Below are 17,575 nucleotides of genomic sequence, written 5' to 3'. Positions count from 1 at the left end.
CAACGGAGGATTTTTGGAGAGGGGTTTTGACGATTCGGGGGAGCATCGGTGGCGGTTGATGTCAAGACCCCTACCCCTGTTTGGCCTCTGGTGGGGTCTTGACCTACACGAGCTCGCGAAAAGTGTCGGGCGGGGACGCCCCACACCACCCCCGGCACGTGAACGGCAGACCTCCGGGTCTGCACGAGGAACCCACCCGCAAGCGGGTGGGGCACCCGGCACCCGGCCTTGACCTACAAGCCTGTCGGCACACGAGGACGTGTGCCGTTCACGGTATTCGGCTTCGTACGTCACATCTGGCCCCTTGCCCGGGTTCCGGCTTGACAGGCTGACCACAACTCCGGTAGTTGTGGCACCATGCGGCTGGTTTCACTGGACATCACGAATTTCCGGGTCATCAAAGAGGCGCATTTCGAGTTTCCGGATGCGGTGATCGGGATAATCGGCCCCAACGGGGCGGGGAAATCCTCCATTATAGAAGCGATCTCCTGGGCGCTCTATGGCAACCAGGTGGCCCGCTCCGGCAAGGACGAGATCAAGGCGACCTATGCTGCTCCCGCCGAGAATGCCGAGGTGCGGCTGACGTTTGTGCTCCACGACCAGACGTACACGGTGGTACGGCGATTGATCGGCAAGACGGAGCGGTCTGAAGTGGAGCTGCTCCGAGATGGGAAGCCAGAATCGGTGGGGAGTCTTGAAACTAAGGGGTATGTAGGGCAGCTTTTGGGGCTGGACTGGCGGGGGTTTCTGACGTCATTTTTGGCGCGCCAACAGGAGTTAAACGCGCTCTCGGATCTGCAGCCGTCGAAACGGCGGGACCACTTGGCCGGGATGCTTGGTATCGAGCGACTGGACAAGGGGATTCAGCGACTCAAAGAAGAGATGAAGGTCACGGAGGGGCGAAAGGAATCGCTGGAGCGGCTGTTGCCGTCGCAGGAGACAGTGGCGGCGAGAGTGGCGTTCCTCAAAGAGCAATCCGTTAAGCTGTACGAGCTGGTATTGGCGCGCACGCAGGAGCAGGCGCAAGCGGAGGCCGCAACTACCACGCTGACAACGTGCTTCCGGGAGCATGAGGCGAAGAAAGCAGAATGCTCCCGACTGACAGCGGCCATCGACGGAGCACGCAAGGGACGGGAGCATTTGTCCGAGCAGTATCAGGGGTTGACAAGCCAGAAGCAACAGATGATCGAGAGCCGGAGCGCGCTTGAGACACTGGCACCGTCACTGGCGCAGCTCCCAATCGTTACGGTAGAACTTGAGAATCTGAAACAGGCGAAAGCCCGGGCTGCTCTCAAGACAGAACTGGCCACGCAACATGTTCGATCTGAGCAGGACCGGCAATTAGTTGTGGGCAAGCTGCAAACCTTGCAGACGGAAATATCCAGGCTCGATCAGGAGCGGCAGGGGTTAGTACCCGAACTCGACAAGAAACTGGCGGAGGGGAAGCAACAGTTGGAGCAAGCGCGGGAGCAGTTCGCCAAACTAAACGGGCGCGTGGAAGCGCATGCTGCCGAGATCGGGAAACTCAAAAAGCAGGTGGTCTCGATAGACCGAATCGGGCCGGACACGGTCTGCGACCGGTGCCGCCGTCCGTACGGCAACGACCTGCCGATGATCAAGGCGCATCTCGAGGCGGAGCTTGCGGAGACGCTCAAGGCTGAGAGGACTATGCGCGCGGAGTTGGAGACACTCAAAGGGAGCGGCAAGGTCCTGAAGGGGCAGGTCGAGGACTGGGAGCGGCAGAGCAAGCGAAGGTTCGAAATAGAAGTCAAGCTGACAAGTTTGTGGGCGGAGGAATCGACACTGGCGGAGCGATTGAGACAACTCATCGACGAGTTGGAACGACTCCAGCGGCGACTGCTTGAGATTGGCGAGGTGACGTTCGACGCGCGGCAATTCGCGACGGTCGAGGCTCGGCTGAAACAGCTCGAATCCGCGCGGCAAGAGCACGACCGGCTGGCGGGGTTTGTTTCGCACCTCGGGAAAGTGGAGGCGGACATCGTAGAGGTGGCGGAGAAACTCCGTGTCGCGGATGCTGATCTGAAACGGCAGCAGGAAGACCTGACCAAAGTTGGCTTTGATGAGACGGCATTTGCGCTTGCTGCTCGGCAGCTTGAAGATGCGCAGAAGAAGCTTGAGAATGCCCGGGCCGGGCAGATCGCAGTGAGCCGAGATCTCGAACTGGCGCGGCAAGAACTTGCGGACAAGGAAGAGGAATTGGTGCGCCTGGAGGCAGCTCAAAAGGAACTGGAGGCGTGCCGCGACGGTCTTTATTACGGTGTCAAATTGGGGGGGCTGTTGACGGAATTTCGGGAGCTTCTTATCGCACGGATTCGGCCAAGGCTGGGAGAGATTGCCGGTCAGCTTATCGATGAGATGACCGACGGTCGATATAATCTGATAGAGCTTGACGAGGAGTACAACATTCGGATCCTGGACACTGGTCAGTTTTTCGGCATCGACCGGTTCTCCGGCGGCGAAAAGGATCTGGCGAACCTGTGTCTTCGGCTGGCGATCTCGCTGTCGCTGACCGAAGCGGCCGGGTTGAGCAGCTCGTTTGTGATCCTCGATGAGGTGTTTGCTTCGCAAGATGATATCCGCCGGGAGTTGATCCTGAAGGGGCTGTCCGGGTTGAAGAATCGCTTTCCGCAAATACTCCTGATTACGCATATCCCGGAAATAAAAGACCGGGTGGAAGTGCTGTACGACGTGTTGCCGACGGGCCTCGGCTGGTCCGACGTGAGGCGCAATGGCAGCCGCGCGTAGACGACGCAAATCGAGACGCTGGCTGACCACGCTGGTGGTCCTGGTGATCGCCGTGCTGATCGTGTCGTACCGGCTGGTCGAGAAGGTCGGGCATGAGCGAAAGCCGGCCGACCGGTTCACGGTCCGCAAGGTGATCGACGGCGACACCGTAGAATTGACCGGTGGCGACAGGCTCCGGCTTCTGGCTATCGACACGCCGGAGAAAAGGGAGCCGTTCCATGATGAGGCGTTGGGGCTCCTGGCACGTCTGACCCGGGAGCGGCCGTTGCGTATAGAGTATGACCGGCAGCGGCGCGATAGGTACGGCCGGATGCTCGGGTTTGCGTTTGTTGATGACACCCTGTTCGTCAATCGCATGCTGGTGGACAGTGGGCTGGCGTATGTGTACTTGTTCAAGGATGACAACTTGCAGCGCGATGAATACCGTCAACTACTGGCTGCACAACGGCGTGCCATAGAGCGGAAGGTAGGGCTCTGGTCGGTGCGGCGTGAGCGGGAGAAGGAGTATCTGGCGACCGAAGGGTCGTTCCGACTACATCGACCCGGATGCGCCGATATTCGCAAGCTGAGAGAGGGGCATTACCGGACGTTTGCGAGTCGTGAGGAAGGGCTGGCGGAGGGGTTGTCACCGTGCCGGAATTGCAAGCCGTAGGAGTTTCCGTGACTTCGATTCGTGGCTCTTGGGCATGCCTGCTTTGACACGAACTCCTGAATCGGCGGGTCACACTCGCCCTCAACACTTAATGATGAGCAAGAAGATGGAGCGCCGCATGGTCCCGGGCAAGCAGGACCCGCCGAAACCGTGGACAAGATATTCACCGACGCAACTCTTGACGACTTTCGTTGCGTGTATAATGTTCGGCTTATGAGACTGTTTGCTTACATCGTCTCTGGAATTCTATTGCTCCTCGTTTTCTTAGGAGGATGCGGTCGCGGGCGGGGGGGACCGGGAGAAGAGCGAGCAGAAGGACAAGGGACCTGGGAAACGACCTGGGTGGACCCGCAGATCGTGGCGACGGACAGCCTCTACACACTTATTCGCTCGCAACGGGTCGATTCGTTTCTGCTGACCAGACCTATACGAGAAGCGCGGCAGTCACCATCGATAGTGTTTCAGGTGGTCCGTTCGGGTTGCCCGACCGCAGTGAATCTGTTCGATGGTCGCCAACGGTTACTTCGACCACTGCTGGTGAAAGACCTTTCGCCCGGCTACTACAAGCTGACGCTGGATTTCAGCCGGGTTGACCTTATTCAGTTTCCGAGAGGGAGATATTTTCTCAAAGCCGAGAGTTGCGGAAGCGTGCGTACGGCGTACGTGAGCCGCGATTAGTGGATCGAGTCACTGGTTGCCGTCAGGTCACAATCCCCTTCGGCTGAACGCCTCAGGGGATCAAGACCCAGCGGAACGGGGGATGCCGCCATTCACTCCCCACGCTTATCCCCCAGGCTCCTCCTTGTCGCCCCAGCCTCCTTTTTGTCACCCCAGCGAAAGCTGGGGTCCAGCCCGGAGCGGGCTGCCTGCAAGCCCCTCACCCTAACCCTCTCCCCGGGGGGAGAGGGGAAGATGATTTCAGTGTGCCGTCAGGCGTCCCGGCCTGACGGTTCGTTCGGGTCGAAGCGGGTGTCGGGCGGGGACGCCCGACACCACAAAATCCGATACGGTGGCACGAGAACCGCCAGGTCACAATCCCCTTCGGCTGAATGCCTCAGGGGATCAGGACCTGGCGGAACGGGAAGAGCTCGGCAAGGCAGAGTCCCGTGAGTATTTGCGGTCGAACCGGCCGAGCCTGTTCTAAAATTCAGCAGCGTTTGAGGTCAATGGGTGGGGGGAGAATCCGATATATGGGATGTTGACGTGGACCGCTCGTTTGTCGGGTCAACGACCTGACGGGATACAAGGACGGGCAGCGGGTTGGTCCAGCTGGAAGGTGGGTCGAGAAATATACCGGTCCGGACCGGGATTATCGAGGTGTACACATGCCCAATATTCTTGTCATCGATGATAAAGACTCCATGCGGAACATGCTCACCGAGACGCTTCGGGAGGAAGGACACCGGGTAGACGAGGCCGAGGACGGCAAGAAGGGGCTCGATCTGGTGCGCAACAAAACCTACGACCTGGTACTTACCGATCTGAAGATGCCGGATGTGGGCGGGCTGGAAGTGCTGTCGCAGATCAAGGATCTGGACGGCGAGACCGCCGTGATTGTCATGACCGCGTACGGGACGATTGAAGACGCGGTGACGGCGATGAAAAACGGTGCGTATGATTTTCTCACCAAGCCGTTCGATACCGAACATCTGTGCGTCCTGGTCAATCGGGCGCTTGAAAATCGGCGACTGGTTGCAGAGAATACTCTGTTGCGCGAGGAGCTTCTGGATACGTCCGGTCTGAGCAGTATCATCGGCAAGAATGAGAAGATGGTGGAACTGGCGGCCATGATTCAGAAAGTTGCCAAGAGCGATGCCTCCGTTCTGCTGCAAGGGGAGTCCGGCACCGGCAAGGAACTGTTCGCCCGGGCGATCCACTCATTGTCTATGCGAAAAGGGGGGGCGTATATAGCGATCAATTGTGCCGCCATTCCCCATGAGCTGCTTGAAAACGAGTTGTTCGGTTCCGAGAGGGGAGCGTTCACCGGAGCATACGCCCGCAAGATGGGGAAGTTCGAGATTGCGAATGGCGGGACAGTCTTCCTTGATGAGATCGGCGACATGGAACTGGCGCTCCAGGCGAAACTTCTGCGGGTTTTGCAACAGAAGAACTTCGAGCGGCTGGGCGGGACCAAGACGGTCGACGTGGACGTGCGGGTGATCGCAGCTTCCAATATGGACCTGTCGCAATTGATCGCGGCCAAGAAGTTCCGCGAGGATCTGTACTATCGGTTGTCAGTGTTTCCGCTGGTAATCCCGCCGCTCCGGGAACGCCGCGATGATCTTCCGGCGCTGACCGAATATTTCGTCGAGAAATACTGCCGCGATATGAAAAAACCGGTGAAGACAGTGAGCAAAGAGGCGCTGACCCTTATCGAGAAATATCATTGGCCGGGGAACGTCCGCGAACTTGAGAACACGATCGAGCGAGCGGTGATTCTGAGCGAAGGCCGGAAGATCACGCCCGACCAGTTGGCGATCCGTCTGCAGCGGACCGAAGAAGTGCAGCTTCGCGAGGGTGCCGGTCTGAAAGAGATCGGGGCACAGGCCCAGATGGCGGCTGAGCGGGCAACGATACTCCGTGTGCTCAAGCAGGTACGAGGCAACAAGCGGAAGTGCGCGCAGATTCTGAAAATCGATTACACGACGCTGTTCGACAAAATCAAGCGATACGGCATTGACCAGGAACTGAACGCCGGTTGAGCACAACGGCGATTCGGGAGAGTATAGTCACGCCATGAAAACAGTACAGGCAAGATTTCACTTAGTGTTTGTGGCGTTTCTGGTATGTTTCCTGGCCGGGTTGTCGTATCTGTATTTTGACGAGAAGAGCGATATCGCAGAAGTCCTGACCGTTCGCGAAGCCGACATGGCGGCCAATCTGCAGCGGATGGTCGAGTTGAGAACGGCGCCCCTCACCACGCTGGCGAAGGAATACTCCCGGGGCGATGACATAGTCCTGTTCATGGCGACAGGAGACCGTCAATGGGCCAAAGAGCATCTTGACCTTCCGCTCGGTACGCACGGGGCGGCGGCGTTGTGGGTCTTGAGGCCGGATCGATCACTCGTTTACAGTTCGCGGCAGGACGCAAGCGGCACAGCGCCCGAAGCGCTCATCATGTCGGCGCAAGTATCGTCCGGAACCACAGGGGACAATTTCCGCCATTATTTTGCGATCTCGGACTCCAGTGTATGGGAGGTGATCGGAGCGCCGATTCAACCGACAGCCGACAGCGTCCGGAGGTCCGACCCGTACGGATACTTGTTTGCGGCCCGATACTGGGACGCTGACTATCTGGCTGCATTGACGCATTACGCCGACGCCCGGCTACATCTTGAGGTGAACGGGCAAGGCCAGGAGATGTGGGAATCCGACCCGTCGATGGGCATGGTTCGGTACACGTACCGCTTGAGACAGGCTGATGGCACACCGCTTGGGCGGCTCTGCGGGGAGACAGAGTCGCACTTTCTCAAAGAGCTGTACGGCGCGATGGCGAACCAGATGTGGACCGTGGTGCTGTTCGCAGCTGCCTTCCTTGTCCTTCTCGGCTGTAGCGTGTACTGGTGGGTGACTCGACCGTTGGCAATGATCTCTGCCGCGCTTGCCCATGAGGATGCAGCGTTGACGGCCGGACTGGAGAAGGACAGGTCGGAGTTTGGCCGCGTGTCGTCCCTGGTGTCGCAGTTCTTCTCACAGAAGCGGGATCTGATCAAGGAGATAGGGGAGCGGGCACGAGCCGAGGAAGCGTTGATCGAGTTGACCAGGTCGCATGAGTCCCTTCTGGAGGAGCAGCGACTGCTTCTGGAGAATACGCGCGATTTCCTGTATCGGCACGATACCTACGGCGTGTTCCACTACATGTCCCCGTCGGTCGAGACCGTCACCGGTTTCACTCCGGAGGAATGGTTTAAGCACTATACCACCTATCTCACGGATGACCCGATCAACCTGAAGGTGGTGGAGCATACAGAGAAGACGCTTCGCGACGGTACCATCTCGGCTCCCTACATGGTGGAGATATACCACAAACAGGGGCAGCGGATACGGCTGGAGGTGAGCGAGCAGCCGTATTTCCACAACGGCAAAGTGGCCGGGATCGTGGGAGTGGCGCGGGATGTGACGGAGCGATGGAAATCACAGCTTGAGCGTGAGCAACTCCAAACGCAGCTGGACAAAGCACAACGGATGGAATCGCTGGCGATGCTGGCCGGTGGAGTGGCGCATGACCTGAACAACACCCTGGGGCCGCTGGTGGCGTATCCGGATCTCATTCTGGAGAAGCTGCCTGTCGACAGCCCGGTGAAGGGGCAGGTGATGACGGTCAAGAAGGCGGCGTCGCAGGCGGCGGCGATCATATACGACCTTCTGACGCTGGCGCGACGTGGTCGCTATGAGATGGAGCCGATCGATCTGAATGAGGTGGTGGAGGCGTATGTGAATTCGCCCAGTTATCTGGACCTCTGCGAGCGGAGCCCGCTCGTGCGGCCTGTGATCGATCTGTCAACCGAGAAACTTCGGGTGAACGGCTCGGCCAGCCATCTTTCTACTGCGCTGATGAATCTTGTGGTCAATGCCTTCGACGCCATGCCGCGGGGCGGACAGCTCACGCTGAGGACACGCCGTTCCAAAGTGACCAAGCTGGCGAGCGGCAACAGCCCTATCCAGAAGGGGGAATATGTCGTGCTTACGGTCGAAGATACGGGAGTCGGCATCTCGCACGAAGATATCGATAAGATATTCGAGCCGTATTATTCCAAGAAGAAGATGGGGCGAAGCGGCACGGGGTTGGGGCTGGCCGTGGTGTATGGCATCGTCAAAGACCACCGGGGATTCTACGACATCGTATCATCGCCGGGGGACGGCACCCGTTTCTCGCTGTTGTTTCCGCTGTTCGCCGATGGTCAGGACCGAAAGGTCAGTGAGGCCACAGCATTCGGCGGGTCGGAAACGATCCTGATCGTCGATGACGATGTCGAGCAGCGTCAGATGACCTCGCTGTTGCTGAAAAGTCTGGGATATCAAACAGTCGCGGCCGCCGAAGGGCGCGAGGCGGTTCGCCTGGTGATGGAACAGCCGCCGGAGCTGGTGGTGCTGGACATGATTATGGGGTCGGAGTACGACGGACTGGTGACGTACCAGGAGATCCTGAAGGTGCGGCCAAATCAGAAGGCGATCATCGTGAGCGGGTTCTCGCCTACGGAGCGCGTGGACGAGATGCAGCAATTGGGAGCGGGCGAATTCGTGCGGAAGCCGTACACTCGCGAGCAGTTGGCGAAAGCGGTTCGCCTGGAATTGGATCGCACGACGCGCTCGATCGGGATGAATCGGGAGGCACCTCAAAGTGTCTCAACTGCAAGCAGATGAACAACTCGGACGCGGTTGTCGGCAGATTCCTGTTGACTTGGCGTCAATCACCGCTAACTTACGGCTTTAATAGCACCTGCTCACGGGAGCCCGTGTTATACATGCTGTATGAGTAGCTCGCTGATTACCCGCAATGTGCTGATGCTCAATCAGAACTACGAGCCGCTGACCGTCTGTACGGCTCGCCGCGCCTTCCTGCTGTTGTTTCAAGGGAAGGCCGAGATGATTGAGACGGCTGACGGTTTCAAGATTCATAGCGTCAACCGCAGTTTCCCGCTGCCGTCGGTTGTACGGCTCTGGCAGTACAAGAAGGTGCCGTTCAAACGGATCATGTTGACGCGCAAGAACATCCTGATGCGAGACGGTCACCGCTGCCAATACTGCGGCACGAGCCGGGGACCGATGACCGTGGACCACGTGATGCCCAAGACCATGCATGGCAAGGACAGTTGGGAAAACTTAGTCTGTGCGTGCGTCGACTGTAACAACAGAAAAGGGGATCGGACACCAGAAAAAGCGGGCCTGACGCTGGTGCGCCGTCCCACTCGGCCCACGCATATTCATTTCATTCAGCGATATATTGGCGTCTCCGACGTTCGCTGGCGCCGATACCTCTTCATGGATTAGCCCGTTAGTATTGCCGCATTGCCGGGGGAGGGTTTGCTCCGGCAACGGTTGCATCGATATTAGCCTCAGTCGGACGTTTGACCGGCTGTTCACACTCGCCCTCGACATCGCTGTCACTACAAAGTATGGCATGACCTGTCTCAGTCTCGGGCGAGCGAGAACCGCCGGAACAGTAACGGGTGAAGCGGTAGGACCACAAACAGTTTGCCCCAGTCGTCCTGCGGAGATTTTGAGCGCCGGGATTTTTAGTTGATTTGAATGGATGCCGGGCGTACCATCGACAGTCCCGCCAAGGGTGTACTATGACCGAGACACAGAAAGCGCAGAGCATCGAGAGTCATCCGTCCCTACCAAAGAAAGAGACGATTCTTTCCGGCATGCAACCGACCGGTGCGCTGCATATCGGCAATCTGGAGGGAGCGCTTCGGAACTGGGTCCGCCTGCAAGACCAATATTGGATGTACACGTGCATTGTGGACTGGCATTCGCTGACCTCAGAGTTCGAGAGCACAGCCGGATTGAAAGACAAGATTTATCAGATGGCGGTGGATTTTTTGGCAGTGGGGCTCGACCCGGAGAAGTGCGCTATCTTTGTCCAGTCGGAGGTCAAAGAGCACGCCGAGCTGCATCTCATTTTCTCAATGCTGATCACCGTTCCCACGCTCAAGCGGCTGCCGACCTATTTGGAGAAGAAGGACCAACTGGATTCCTATGGTTTTTTGGGGTATCCGGTGCTTCAGGCGGCGGACATTTGTCTTTACAACGCACACAAGGTCCCCGTGGGAAAAGATCAGGAGAAGCATGTCTGGCTGGCCAATGATCTGGCGAAACGGTTCAATGCCATCTACGGTAAGACGTTTGTAGAGCCGGAAGCACTGTTCACTGACATCCCGCTGATCCTCGGTTCGGATAATCGGAAGATGTCCAAGTCGTACGACAACCACATTCCGATCGAGTTCAGCGAGAGTCAGACAGAGAAGCGACTGAAGACGTTCTACACTGACCCCAAGAAAGTGCGCAAAGGGGACCCGGGGCATCCCGAGAAATGTCCCATTTATTTGCTTCACCGTATTTACACGCCGGATGCCGAGCATCTGATCGCGCCTCCCTGCAAGACCGGCGAACTCGGATGCGTGGACTGCAAGATGAAGCTGGTGTATAATTTGAATACGGCACTTCGGCCGATCCGCGAGCGCCGAACGGAGCTGCTGAAGCGGCCGGATTTCGTCTGGGACGTTCTGAAAACCGGCGCCGACCGGGCACGTACGCGCGCGCAGAACGTTATGGAGAAGGTGCGTGACCGAATGAAGACAAACTATCGGAAGAAGAAATGATGGACGCTGCCGTCGAGACATTCACGAGCGACTACAAGGTCAATCTGGAGGTATTCTCCGGCCCGCTGGATTTGCTGTTGTACCTGATCCGCAAGGAGGAAGTCGACATATACGACATCCCGATCGCGAAGGTCACGTCGCAGTACCTGAAATACCTTGAGCTGATGCAAACCTTGAATCTGGAGGTCGCCGGCGAGTTCATTCTGATGGCGGCGACGCTAATCCGGATCAAGACGCGTCTTCTGTTGCCGCGCGATGAGTCCGAGCCTGAGGAAGAGGATCCGCGCGAAGAACTGATCATGGCGCTGGTCGAGTACAAGAAATACAAAGAAGCCGGTGAGCTGCTTCGCGAACGGGCGCTTCTGGAAGACCAAACCTACGTGCCGCCCTCGCCGCTTGGTAAGATTGAGGGGAAAGTGGATCTGAGTCCGGCGACATCGCTGTTCGATATGCTCGCCGCTTTCAAGGACGTAATGGCATCGCAGCGCGAGGAGATCGTGCACGAGGTGGTGCCTGAGGAGATATCGATCGAGGATCGCATCAAGGCGGTGGTGCTGTTTTTGAAGGCGCGGGAGTCGGCGACGTTTCAGGAACTGTTCGCCGATGTGCCGAAACGGATCATTGCGGTGGTGACCTTCATCGCGTTGCTCGAATTGGCGCGGACACGCCGCATTCGAATCATGCAGGCGATGCCGTTCTCCGAGCTTCGCGTGTACCGGGGGGAGTTTTTCGAGGCGACACAGCTGGCCACTGACACGATCGACTACACGCAATTGACCGAACAGGTGGAAGTATAAGCTATGAATAACGGTTCTCTCATATCGATCATCGAAGCGCTGGTGTTGGCGTCACCGGAACCGCTGCCGGTACGGCGTATCACGCAGTTGCTTGAGGACGCCACGCCGTCACTGGTGAACGAGGCAATCGCCACGCTCAACAATCGTTACATGGAGGCGGGCTCATCGTTTCGCATTCGCGAGATTGCGGGCGGCTATCAGTTCCATATTTTGCCGGATTACATCGGGTACGTTGAGGAGCTGTTCACGCGTCGGCGGAAGATGCGCCTGACCCGGGCAGCGTTGGAGACGCTTGCCATAATCGCCTATCGGCAGCCGGTGACGAGGGCTGAGATTGAGCACATCCGGGGCGTGGCGGCTGACGGCGTGATCCAGACGCTTATGGAGAAGAACATCATCACGATTGTTGGCCGAGCATCCACGGTCGGCAAACCGCTTCAGTACGGGACGACCGATGAGTTCCTGAAGTTCTTCGGTTTGTCCGGTCTGGAGGCGCTGCCGAAAATGTCCGAGATCGAGGAGCTCATCGCGGCATCGCAGCCGCGCTCACAGGTCGAGCTGGCGTTGCCGGATACGGCAGGGGCGGCCGGTGATGTGAAATTGAACATCGCCGACGGCACGTTTGACCCGGTCCGCGCCGCGCGAATGAATGAACCCGATTACGAACCGGTCCCTGCAGATTCAGATAGCGGCGAGACCGAGAGACACGGCGAAACAGACCTGAGCGCGTCGGGAACTGAGCCTGTGATCGCCCGTGTCTCAGTCGAAGATCTTGAATCGACCACCCACGCCGAAGCACACAATCGCGACACCAAATAGCCACGCTTCGGCGATTCTCCCGCACTTTCCCGAGTCGAACCCGGAGGTATGAGCATGATCCGTATCAACAAATTTCTCTCTTTGTGTGGCGTGACTTCGCGCCGCGGCGCGGAGACGCTGATCGAGGAGGGGCGGGTGCGGGTGAACGGAGTGGCGCTCGATAAGGTGGGTACGGTCATCGAAGAGAGCACTGACGTGGTTCTGGTCGACGGTCTTGAGGTAAAGCCGGTCGAGCGGAAAATCTACGTGGTGCTCAACAAACCCCCCAACGTCATGACCACACTCAAGGACCCGTTTCGACGAAAGACCATAACGACGTTTCTCAAAAAGCTGCCACACCGCGTGTATCCCGTCGGACGGCTCGATTTTGACACCGAAGGGGTTTTGATCCTCACCAACGACGGTGACCTGGCGTTTCGACTGGCGCATCCAAAATACCAGGTGCCGAAGGTATATGAAGCACGAGTCAAGGGACAATTCAAGTCGGAGGACGCCGTCAGGATCGCAGACGGCATCAAGCTTGAAGACGGAGCTACGGGGAAGGCATCGGTCGATATTCTCGGATTCGTGAAGACAAGCACTCGGCTCCGTCTCACTCTGACCGAAGGGCGCAAGCGGGAAGTGAAGCAGTTGTGTAAGCTGGTGGGGCACGCCGTGGAGCAACTGCGGCGGGTGGATTTTGCAGGGATCAAGGCCAAAGGGCTCGGGCTCGGCGAATGGCGGCTGCTGACAGATTCCGAAGTAAGGAGATTGATGGAAATGGTGGGGTTGAAGTGAGGGAAGTGTTGTAGGTCGTGGTTTCATGCGGTCGCGTGAACTATGCATTCACATTCGACTGCTATCCCACCCGCAAGCGGCTGGGCCACCTGTCACTGACCCCAAATGCAATGTCGGGTTTCTCGCTCCATTCGTGTCGAACGCCGGAGTGCCGTATCGATGTTCAATGCGAAAAGCTTGACGATTCCGGTTCGTTAGGCCGCTCGAAACGCCGACTTACGCCTATCCCACCTGTCCCAGAGTTCCAATGGAATGTCGGGTTTCTCGGTCGAAGCGACCTCGGAACCACGACCTACGGCTCAACTTCGCTTCGCGCACAATGACTCGCGCTTGATTCATTGATAACCTGCGGAAGCTTCAATTGTCGTCTTCTGATGGGTCCTTCTTCCTGCGGTGGATTGAGACGCGTGCGGATTCTTCGGTGATAATAAATGGTTTGACCGCCTCGGCCTGCGCCGAAGTGAGGCGCTGCTTTTCGTAGAGGTCCATCAGGGCGTTCGTTTCCAGCTTAAAGCAATCATCGAGCTGGAACTGCCTGGCCAGAAACGAAAGCTCCGCGAATTTGTCGGCATCTTTGGACTTGCCGATGAACTTTTCATCGAGACTCACTTTTACCGATACCGCTCCCTCCTGCCCGCTGAGCTTCACAAGTTGAAGCTCCTTCGCGGTCCTTATGACGTCGTCTCTGAGAGCGTCTCTTTCGGCCTCCAATTGTTTGATCTGAGCATCGATGGCGATGTAGCGGTCGGCAAGTCGTGATGCTGTCAGGATGGAAGTTTGTTCAGCGGTTTCGTCCGACCCGGATTCGGCTGCAAGCAGCAACTCGTGGCGCTTGGCGGGGCAGAGCTTGAAGTAGTCGCAATAGTTGCAGTGGCTGCCCTCCGTTGCGGGGAAATCGTCGCGTCGCGCGGCGTTGTGGATATCGTTGATCGCCAGACGAATATCTTCGGTAGCCTGGTCGAGCTCTTCGGGCGAAAACCGATATGGGATAATCTCCTGCGGTTTGAGGAAATACTGAACCACCTCGATATTCGTGAATTGTGGCCAGGTGCATTGAACGAGTATCTGATAGAACGCCATCTGACCGAAAAATCCCTTGTCGTGGGGACCGGCGGGGAACCGGTTGCCGGTCTTGTAGTCGGCTATCTCGACAACATTATCGGGGCGTCGCCAGAGGCGGTCGACTTTGCCGTTAATTCGAAACAGCGTGCCCGGCAGCGTAGCACGAAGGTTGGTCTCGACTCCCAGCAGACGGCCATTGTTGAACGGCTGATATCTTTTATAGAAGGCGCTCAACATCTCCTGACCGCGCCGGATATAATCGTCGACCGTCATATGTTCCTGTGGGACTCGGATCAGGTCACGTCGCGGCTTGTTCCATTCGGCAAGATAGGCTGATTGAGCATCGGGCAAGGGCCACAGGACGCCATCGGAGGCTCGTTTATACAATTGCGCCAGTACCAGGTGGACACTACTTCCCAGGTACAGATCGGCAGAGAGAATCTCGGGGACATCGGGCTTGTCGATATAGCGGAACTTGAACTGGCGCGGGCAGGCCTGAAACGTGTTAAGGGCAGAATGGCTGAAGGATTTTAACATGGTGAAATATAAAGCAAGACTTGCCGAGAAGGCAATGGGGGGAACGGACAACCTCTATAAGAACGGGAAACAGTCAACGACGAGGACGCGCCGGGGACGCGGCCACCCGGTGAAGCAGATTCACGAACAAGCGGGCCATGATGGAGTAATCGAACTGCTCGTTCATGAGACGCCACCCGTTGTCGGCTAATGTGGCCTTCTGATGGGGGTCATCGAGCAATGCGCAGACGGCATCGGCGAAATCCCTCGGAGTATCCGCCACCAGGAGGTGGCGGCCATGCTTGAGCAGAAGTCCCTCGACACCGTACGAGGTAGCGACCACCGGTTTGCGCATGGCGAGTGCCTCGTACACTTTGACGCGCCTGCCGCCGGGAACTCGGAGCGGAACGATGTAGATATCTGCCTGAGCCAGGTAGAGCCTGATATCGTCAACCCACCCGGTGACAAATATCGAGGCGTCTTTCATGCCAAGGGCGATGATCTCCACGGCAGGATCTTTGCCCACAATATCCAGGGTCACATCGGGATGGCGACGTTTGATGAGCGGAAGGATTTCGGAGGCAAACCACAGCAATTGGTCGATATTCGACAGCAATTCCAGCGAACCGGAGAACATCAATCGCTTGGGCACAACCGCCCGTGACGGCTGTGGCGCAAAATAGTCGCACGCTACACCGACAGGGATGATTTCGATAGGCGCCTTTACATGGAACTCGCTCTGCAGAGTCAGGCGGTCATCCTCGCTCACCACCACTACCAGATCGAACCGGTTGCACATGGCGGATTCGAACGAAGCCATCCGCTTGGTCTCATAGTTGAAATAGCTCTTGCGCATGAGGCTGGTCGTGGATTCATACCGCTGCCGCCAGAGGCTCGTTTCGATACTGGGGTGAAAGAGGATTTTCCTGGCCGGGGTGGCAAAATCGATGTTGCAGGCCATATCGAGGGAGTCGCATACCACGATGTCGACACCGCCTGTTTCCAGATCGCGCAGGACGCCCCGCAGCTCTGGCGAGCAATTGCGTTTGACGAAGTACGGAGTAGCTGATACCAGGTTGGCGGCCACACGCCCGTAGAAGGCTGCGCCGGACTTCTGCTCTTCAGGCTTGTGGATCGTGTGCACGCGATTGGCGCATTCTTTCCACGATGGTTCCTGGCGGTCCTGGGCAGCGGGCCTGAAACCGAGGTAATCAACATCGATCTGTTTGTGCAAATGCCTGAGCAGGTGATAGGCGCGCGTTTTGCCGCCTGTGTCCGGTGGAAACAGGTACTCTGATTTAAGCCAGACAACTTTCATTTCCGCAGCCCCGTTTTGGTTGCACGCGATAAACTGCTCAGTGAACCGGAAGTTTGGAAAACCAGTATGCCTGATGTCCGGAGGAACATCAAGTCTTAAACTACGCCGAGCGGCAGGGGAGGTCAGTTGGCGGGGCGGCGATAGAGCCGGCGAATGTCCGACCCCTTGCGGTCAGAGGAGAACTGTTCGGCAAGGCGGCGGCCATTCCGGGAAAGGCGAGCAGTGAGCTCAGGATTCTCGACCAGAGCGATCACTTTTTCGGCCATCGCGACATGATCATTGAGTGACACCATCAGGCACGTTTGGCCATCGGTCAAATAGTCAGGGATAGCTCCGGCATCGGTAGTAACTACCGGCAGGCCGGAGGCCAACGCCTCGAACAACGAATAAGGGAGGTCGTCACGGGAGGCGCCACAGACGCATAAGTCCGCCTGTTGAAAGAAGCATTCCATTTCGTCGTGTCGGACGTGGCCGATAAATGTGACAGAACCGATCCGCTCGGCAGCAATGATCGATTCGAGCGCATCTCTTTGAGAGCCCTCACCCGCGATCAGCAGCTCAGCGCGCGGATATTTCTGTTTGACCAGTCGAAACGCCTGAATCACACAACCCACGTTCATCGACGGTTCCAGCGGCAGAACCGAGAGGAGCTTTGGCTGGACTTCACGAACCTCACGGCATTCGAAACTGTCGCTGTCCAAAAGAGGTCCCACGCCCAGGGCGTCGAGGCCGTATTTCCCGATCCGTTCGGCCAGCGACGGGGAAGTTACAAGGATACGGTCAGCGCACCGCATGAGTGGGACCAACGGGCGACGCCATTTTTCGAGCACAGGTTCAATATAGTAGGACGTGCAATCGAGCACGGTATATTTGCCAAGGAACCGGGCGAAAACCAGCGTGATCATGGCTGGAGCGACGCCGAAACGGTCTGGCAGGGGAACGACACAGACGGTTTCGGCGGACCGCAGCTTTCTCAGCATGGTCAGGAGGAAACGAAGACGATGCGACAAGCCGAAGAGCCACCCGGGCCGGGGCGCAGCAGGCGCCGGGTCGACTGAACAGTGTTCGATATACGTCCGCTCTAAGGCGATCTGACGCAGAACAAGAGCGGTTTGCGGAGCAGTATCTTCGAGCTCGGCAGCGGTAACCCCAACGACAACCATCGTTTCACGCCGAGCAGTCGCTGCATGATCGAATTCTGCCTCAACTGATCCGGGGTGGGAATAGACTACGATGCGTTCCGTGTTCTGATTCATATCGTCCCGGTCCAAAAGGACCTTCTTCTTATACAAATCAGACCTGCATCGGTTGAGGCCAAAGGTAAGAGGGCAACCTGTTTGGGACAGACTGCCCTCTCAACTCGACGCTGTGAGACTTTCGATGCCTTCACAGCACTCCCCGGCATGTCGAGCCCTGTCTCGATTCTCACGTCCCCCGCCTGAGAACCGTCCTTCCCCCAATTCGCCCCCTTTTGAAGCCCTTGTCCCCCTCAAGACTCCCCCTGGATACGCCCTGGGTCGCCACGTTGCGGTGCGAGATGCTG

Annotated in this window: 13 protein-coding genes; 10 read left to right on the top strand and 3 right to left on the bottom strand. The window is 57.6% G+C overall.

The genetic code is table 11. From position 1 onward, the window contains the following. The first annotated feature begins 357 nt into the window (after window positions 1-357). The 10 genes from AB1644_09965 to AB1644_09920 all read left to right on the top strand — a co-directional run bounded on the left by AB1644_09965 (window position 358) and on the right by AB1644_09920 (window position 13,136). The gene (locus AB1644_09965; protein MEW6051370.1) at window positions 358-2,766 is read left to right on the top strand and encodes an SMC family ATPase; all 2,409 of its coding nucleotides are present in this window, start codon (window positions 358-360) and stop codon (window positions 2,764-2,766) included. Beyond that, entirely contained in the window at window positions 2,750-3,418 is a 669-nt protein-coding gene (locus AB1644_09960; protein ID MEW6051369.1) for a thermonuclease family protein, read from the top strand. Before AB1644_09965 ends, AB1644_09960 begins: the two co-directional genes overlap by 17 nt. A gap of 213 nt (window positions 3,419-3,631) precedes the next feature. After that, window positions 3,632-4,096, top strand: a complete 465-nt coding sequence (locus AB1644_09955) for a hypothetical protein (GenBank protein ID MEW6051368.1) — start codon at window positions 3,632-3,634, stop codon at window positions 4,094-4,096. A gap of 647 nt (window positions 4,097-4,743) precedes the next feature. Beyond that, entirely contained in the window at window positions 4,744-6,120 is a 1,377-nt protein-coding gene (locus tag AB1644_09950; protein MEW6051367.1) for a sigma-54 dependent transcriptional regulator, read from the top strand. 34 nt (window positions 6,121-6,154) lie between these two features. After that, window positions 6,155-8,782: an ATP-binding protein gene (locus AB1644_09945; protein ID MEW6051366.1), complete on the top strand. Its 2,628-nt coding sequence runs from the start codon at window positions 6,155-6,157 to the stop codon at window positions 8,780-8,782. Window positions 8,783-8,890: 108 nt separating this feature from the next. Further along, on the top strand, window positions 8,891-9,409 hold the full coding sequence (locus AB1644_09940) for an HNH endonuclease (GenBank protein ID MEW6051365.1): 519 nt from the start codon (window positions 8,891-8,893) through the stop codon (window positions 9,407-9,409). Window positions 9,410-9,711: 302 nt separating this feature from the next. Continuing rightward, window positions 9,712-10,743, top strand: coding sequence for a tryptophan--tRNA ligase (gene trpS / locus AB1644_09935; GenBank protein ID MEW6051364.1), 1,032 nt, complete (start codon window positions 9,712-9,714; stop codon window positions 10,741-10,743). Next, complete coding sequence (locus AB1644_09930; protein MEW6051363.1) at window positions 10,740-11,540, top strand: segregation/condensation protein A; 801 nt, start codon at window positions 10,740-10,742, stop codon at window positions 11,538-11,540. Before trpS ends, AB1644_09930 begins: the two co-directional genes overlap by 4 nt. A 3-nt stretch (window positions 11,541-11,543) precedes the next feature. Beyond that, window positions 11,544-12,359 (top strand): SMC-Scp complex subunit ScpB, encoded by an 816-nt coding sequence (gene scpB, locus AB1644_09925; protein MEW6051362.1) that lies wholly within the window; start codon window positions 11,544-11,546, stop codon window positions 12,357-12,359. A gap of 54 nt (window positions 12,360-12,413) precedes the next feature. After that, window positions 12,414-13,136: a pseudouridine synthase gene (locus AB1644_09920; GenBank protein MEW6051361.1), complete on the top strand. Its 723-nt coding sequence runs from the start codon at window positions 12,414-12,416 to the stop codon at window positions 13,134-13,136. A 357-nt stretch (window positions 13,137-13,493) separates the two neighbouring features. On the opposite strand, the gene AB1644_09915 is transcribed toward AB1644_09920, so the two are convergent. The 3 genes from AB1644_09915 to AB1644_09905 form a co-directional block, all read right to left on the bottom strand. Then, complete coding sequence (locus tag AB1644_09915; GenBank protein MEW6051360.1) at window positions 13,494-14,735, bottom strand: PD-(D/E)XK nuclease family protein; 1,242 nt, start codon at window positions 14,733-14,735, stop codon at window positions 13,494-13,496. Between the two features lie 73 nt (window positions 14,736-14,808). Next, window positions 14,809-16,032, bottom strand: a complete 1,224-nt coding sequence (locus AB1644_09910) for a glycosyltransferase family 4 protein (GenBank protein ID MEW6051359.1) — start codon at window positions 16,030-16,032, stop codon at window positions 14,809-14,811. A 122-nt stretch (window positions 16,033-16,154) separates the two neighbouring features. Continuing rightward, window positions 16,155-17,288: a glycosyltransferase family 4 protein gene (locus AB1644_09905; protein MEW6051358.1), complete on the bottom strand. Its 1,134-nt coding sequence runs from the start codon at window positions 17,286-17,288 to the stop codon at window positions 16,155-16,157. Between the last annotated feature and the right edge of the window lie 287 nt (window positions 17,289-17,575).

Source organism: Candidatus Zixiibacteriota bacterium, from assembly GCA_040753875.1.
Lineage (GTDB): Bacteria > Zixibacteria > MSB-5A5 > GN15 > FEB-12 > DATKJY01.
Note: the sequence above shows the minus strand (reverse complement) of the source record. Positions and strands in the feature narration are given on the sequence as shown.

Bases quoted from the DNA above. Each gene is read 5' to 3' on its own strand.
- AB1644_09965 (MEW6051370.1), top strand. From the start codon at position 358: ATGCGGCTGGTTTCACTGGACATCACGAATTTCCGGGTCATCAAAGAG.
- AB1644_09960 (MEW6051369.1), top strand. From the start codon at position 2,750: ATGGCAGCCGCGCGTAGACGACGCAAATCGAGACGCTGGCTGACCACG.
- AB1644_09955 (MEW6051368.1), top strand. From the start codon at position 3,632: ATGAGACTGTTTGCTTACATCGTCTCTGGAATTCTATTGCTCCTCGTT.
- AB1644_09950 (MEW6051367.1), top strand. From the start codon at position 4,744: ATGCCCAATATTCTTGTCATCGATGATAAAGACTCCATGCGGAACATG.
- AB1644_09945 (MEW6051366.1), top strand. From the start codon at position 6,155: ATGAAAACAGTACAGGCAAGATTTCACTTAGTGTTTGTGGCGTTTCTG.
- AB1644_09940 (MEW6051365.1), top strand. From the start codon at position 8,891: ATGAGTAGCTCGCTGATTACCCGCAATGTGCTGATGCTCAATCAGAAC.
- trpS (MEW6051364.1), top strand. From the start codon at position 9,712: ATGACCGAGACACAGAAAGCGCAGAGCATCGAGAGTCATCCGTCCCTA.
- AB1644_09930 (MEW6051363.1), top strand. From the start codon at position 10,740: ATGATGGACGCTGCCGTCGAGACATTCACGAGCGACTACAAGGTCAAT.
- scpB (MEW6051362.1), top strand. From the start codon at position 11,544: ATGAATAACGGTTCTCTCATATCGATCATCGAAGCGCTGGTGTTGGCG.
- AB1644_09920 (MEW6051361.1), top strand. From the start codon at position 12,414: ATGATCCGTATCAACAAATTTCTCTCTTTGTGTGGCGTGACTTCGCGC.
- AB1644_09915 (MEW6051360.1), bottom strand. From the start codon at position 14,735: ATGTTAAAATCCTTCAGCCATTCTGCCCTTAACACGTTTCAGGCCTGC.
- AB1644_09910 (MEW6051359.1), bottom strand. From the start codon at position 16,032: ATGAAAGTTGTCTGGCTTAAATCAGAGTACCTGTTTCCACCGGACACA.
- AB1644_09905 (MEW6051358.1), bottom strand. From the start codon at position 17,288: ATGAATCAGAACACGGAACGCATCGTAGTCTATTCCCACCCCGGATCA.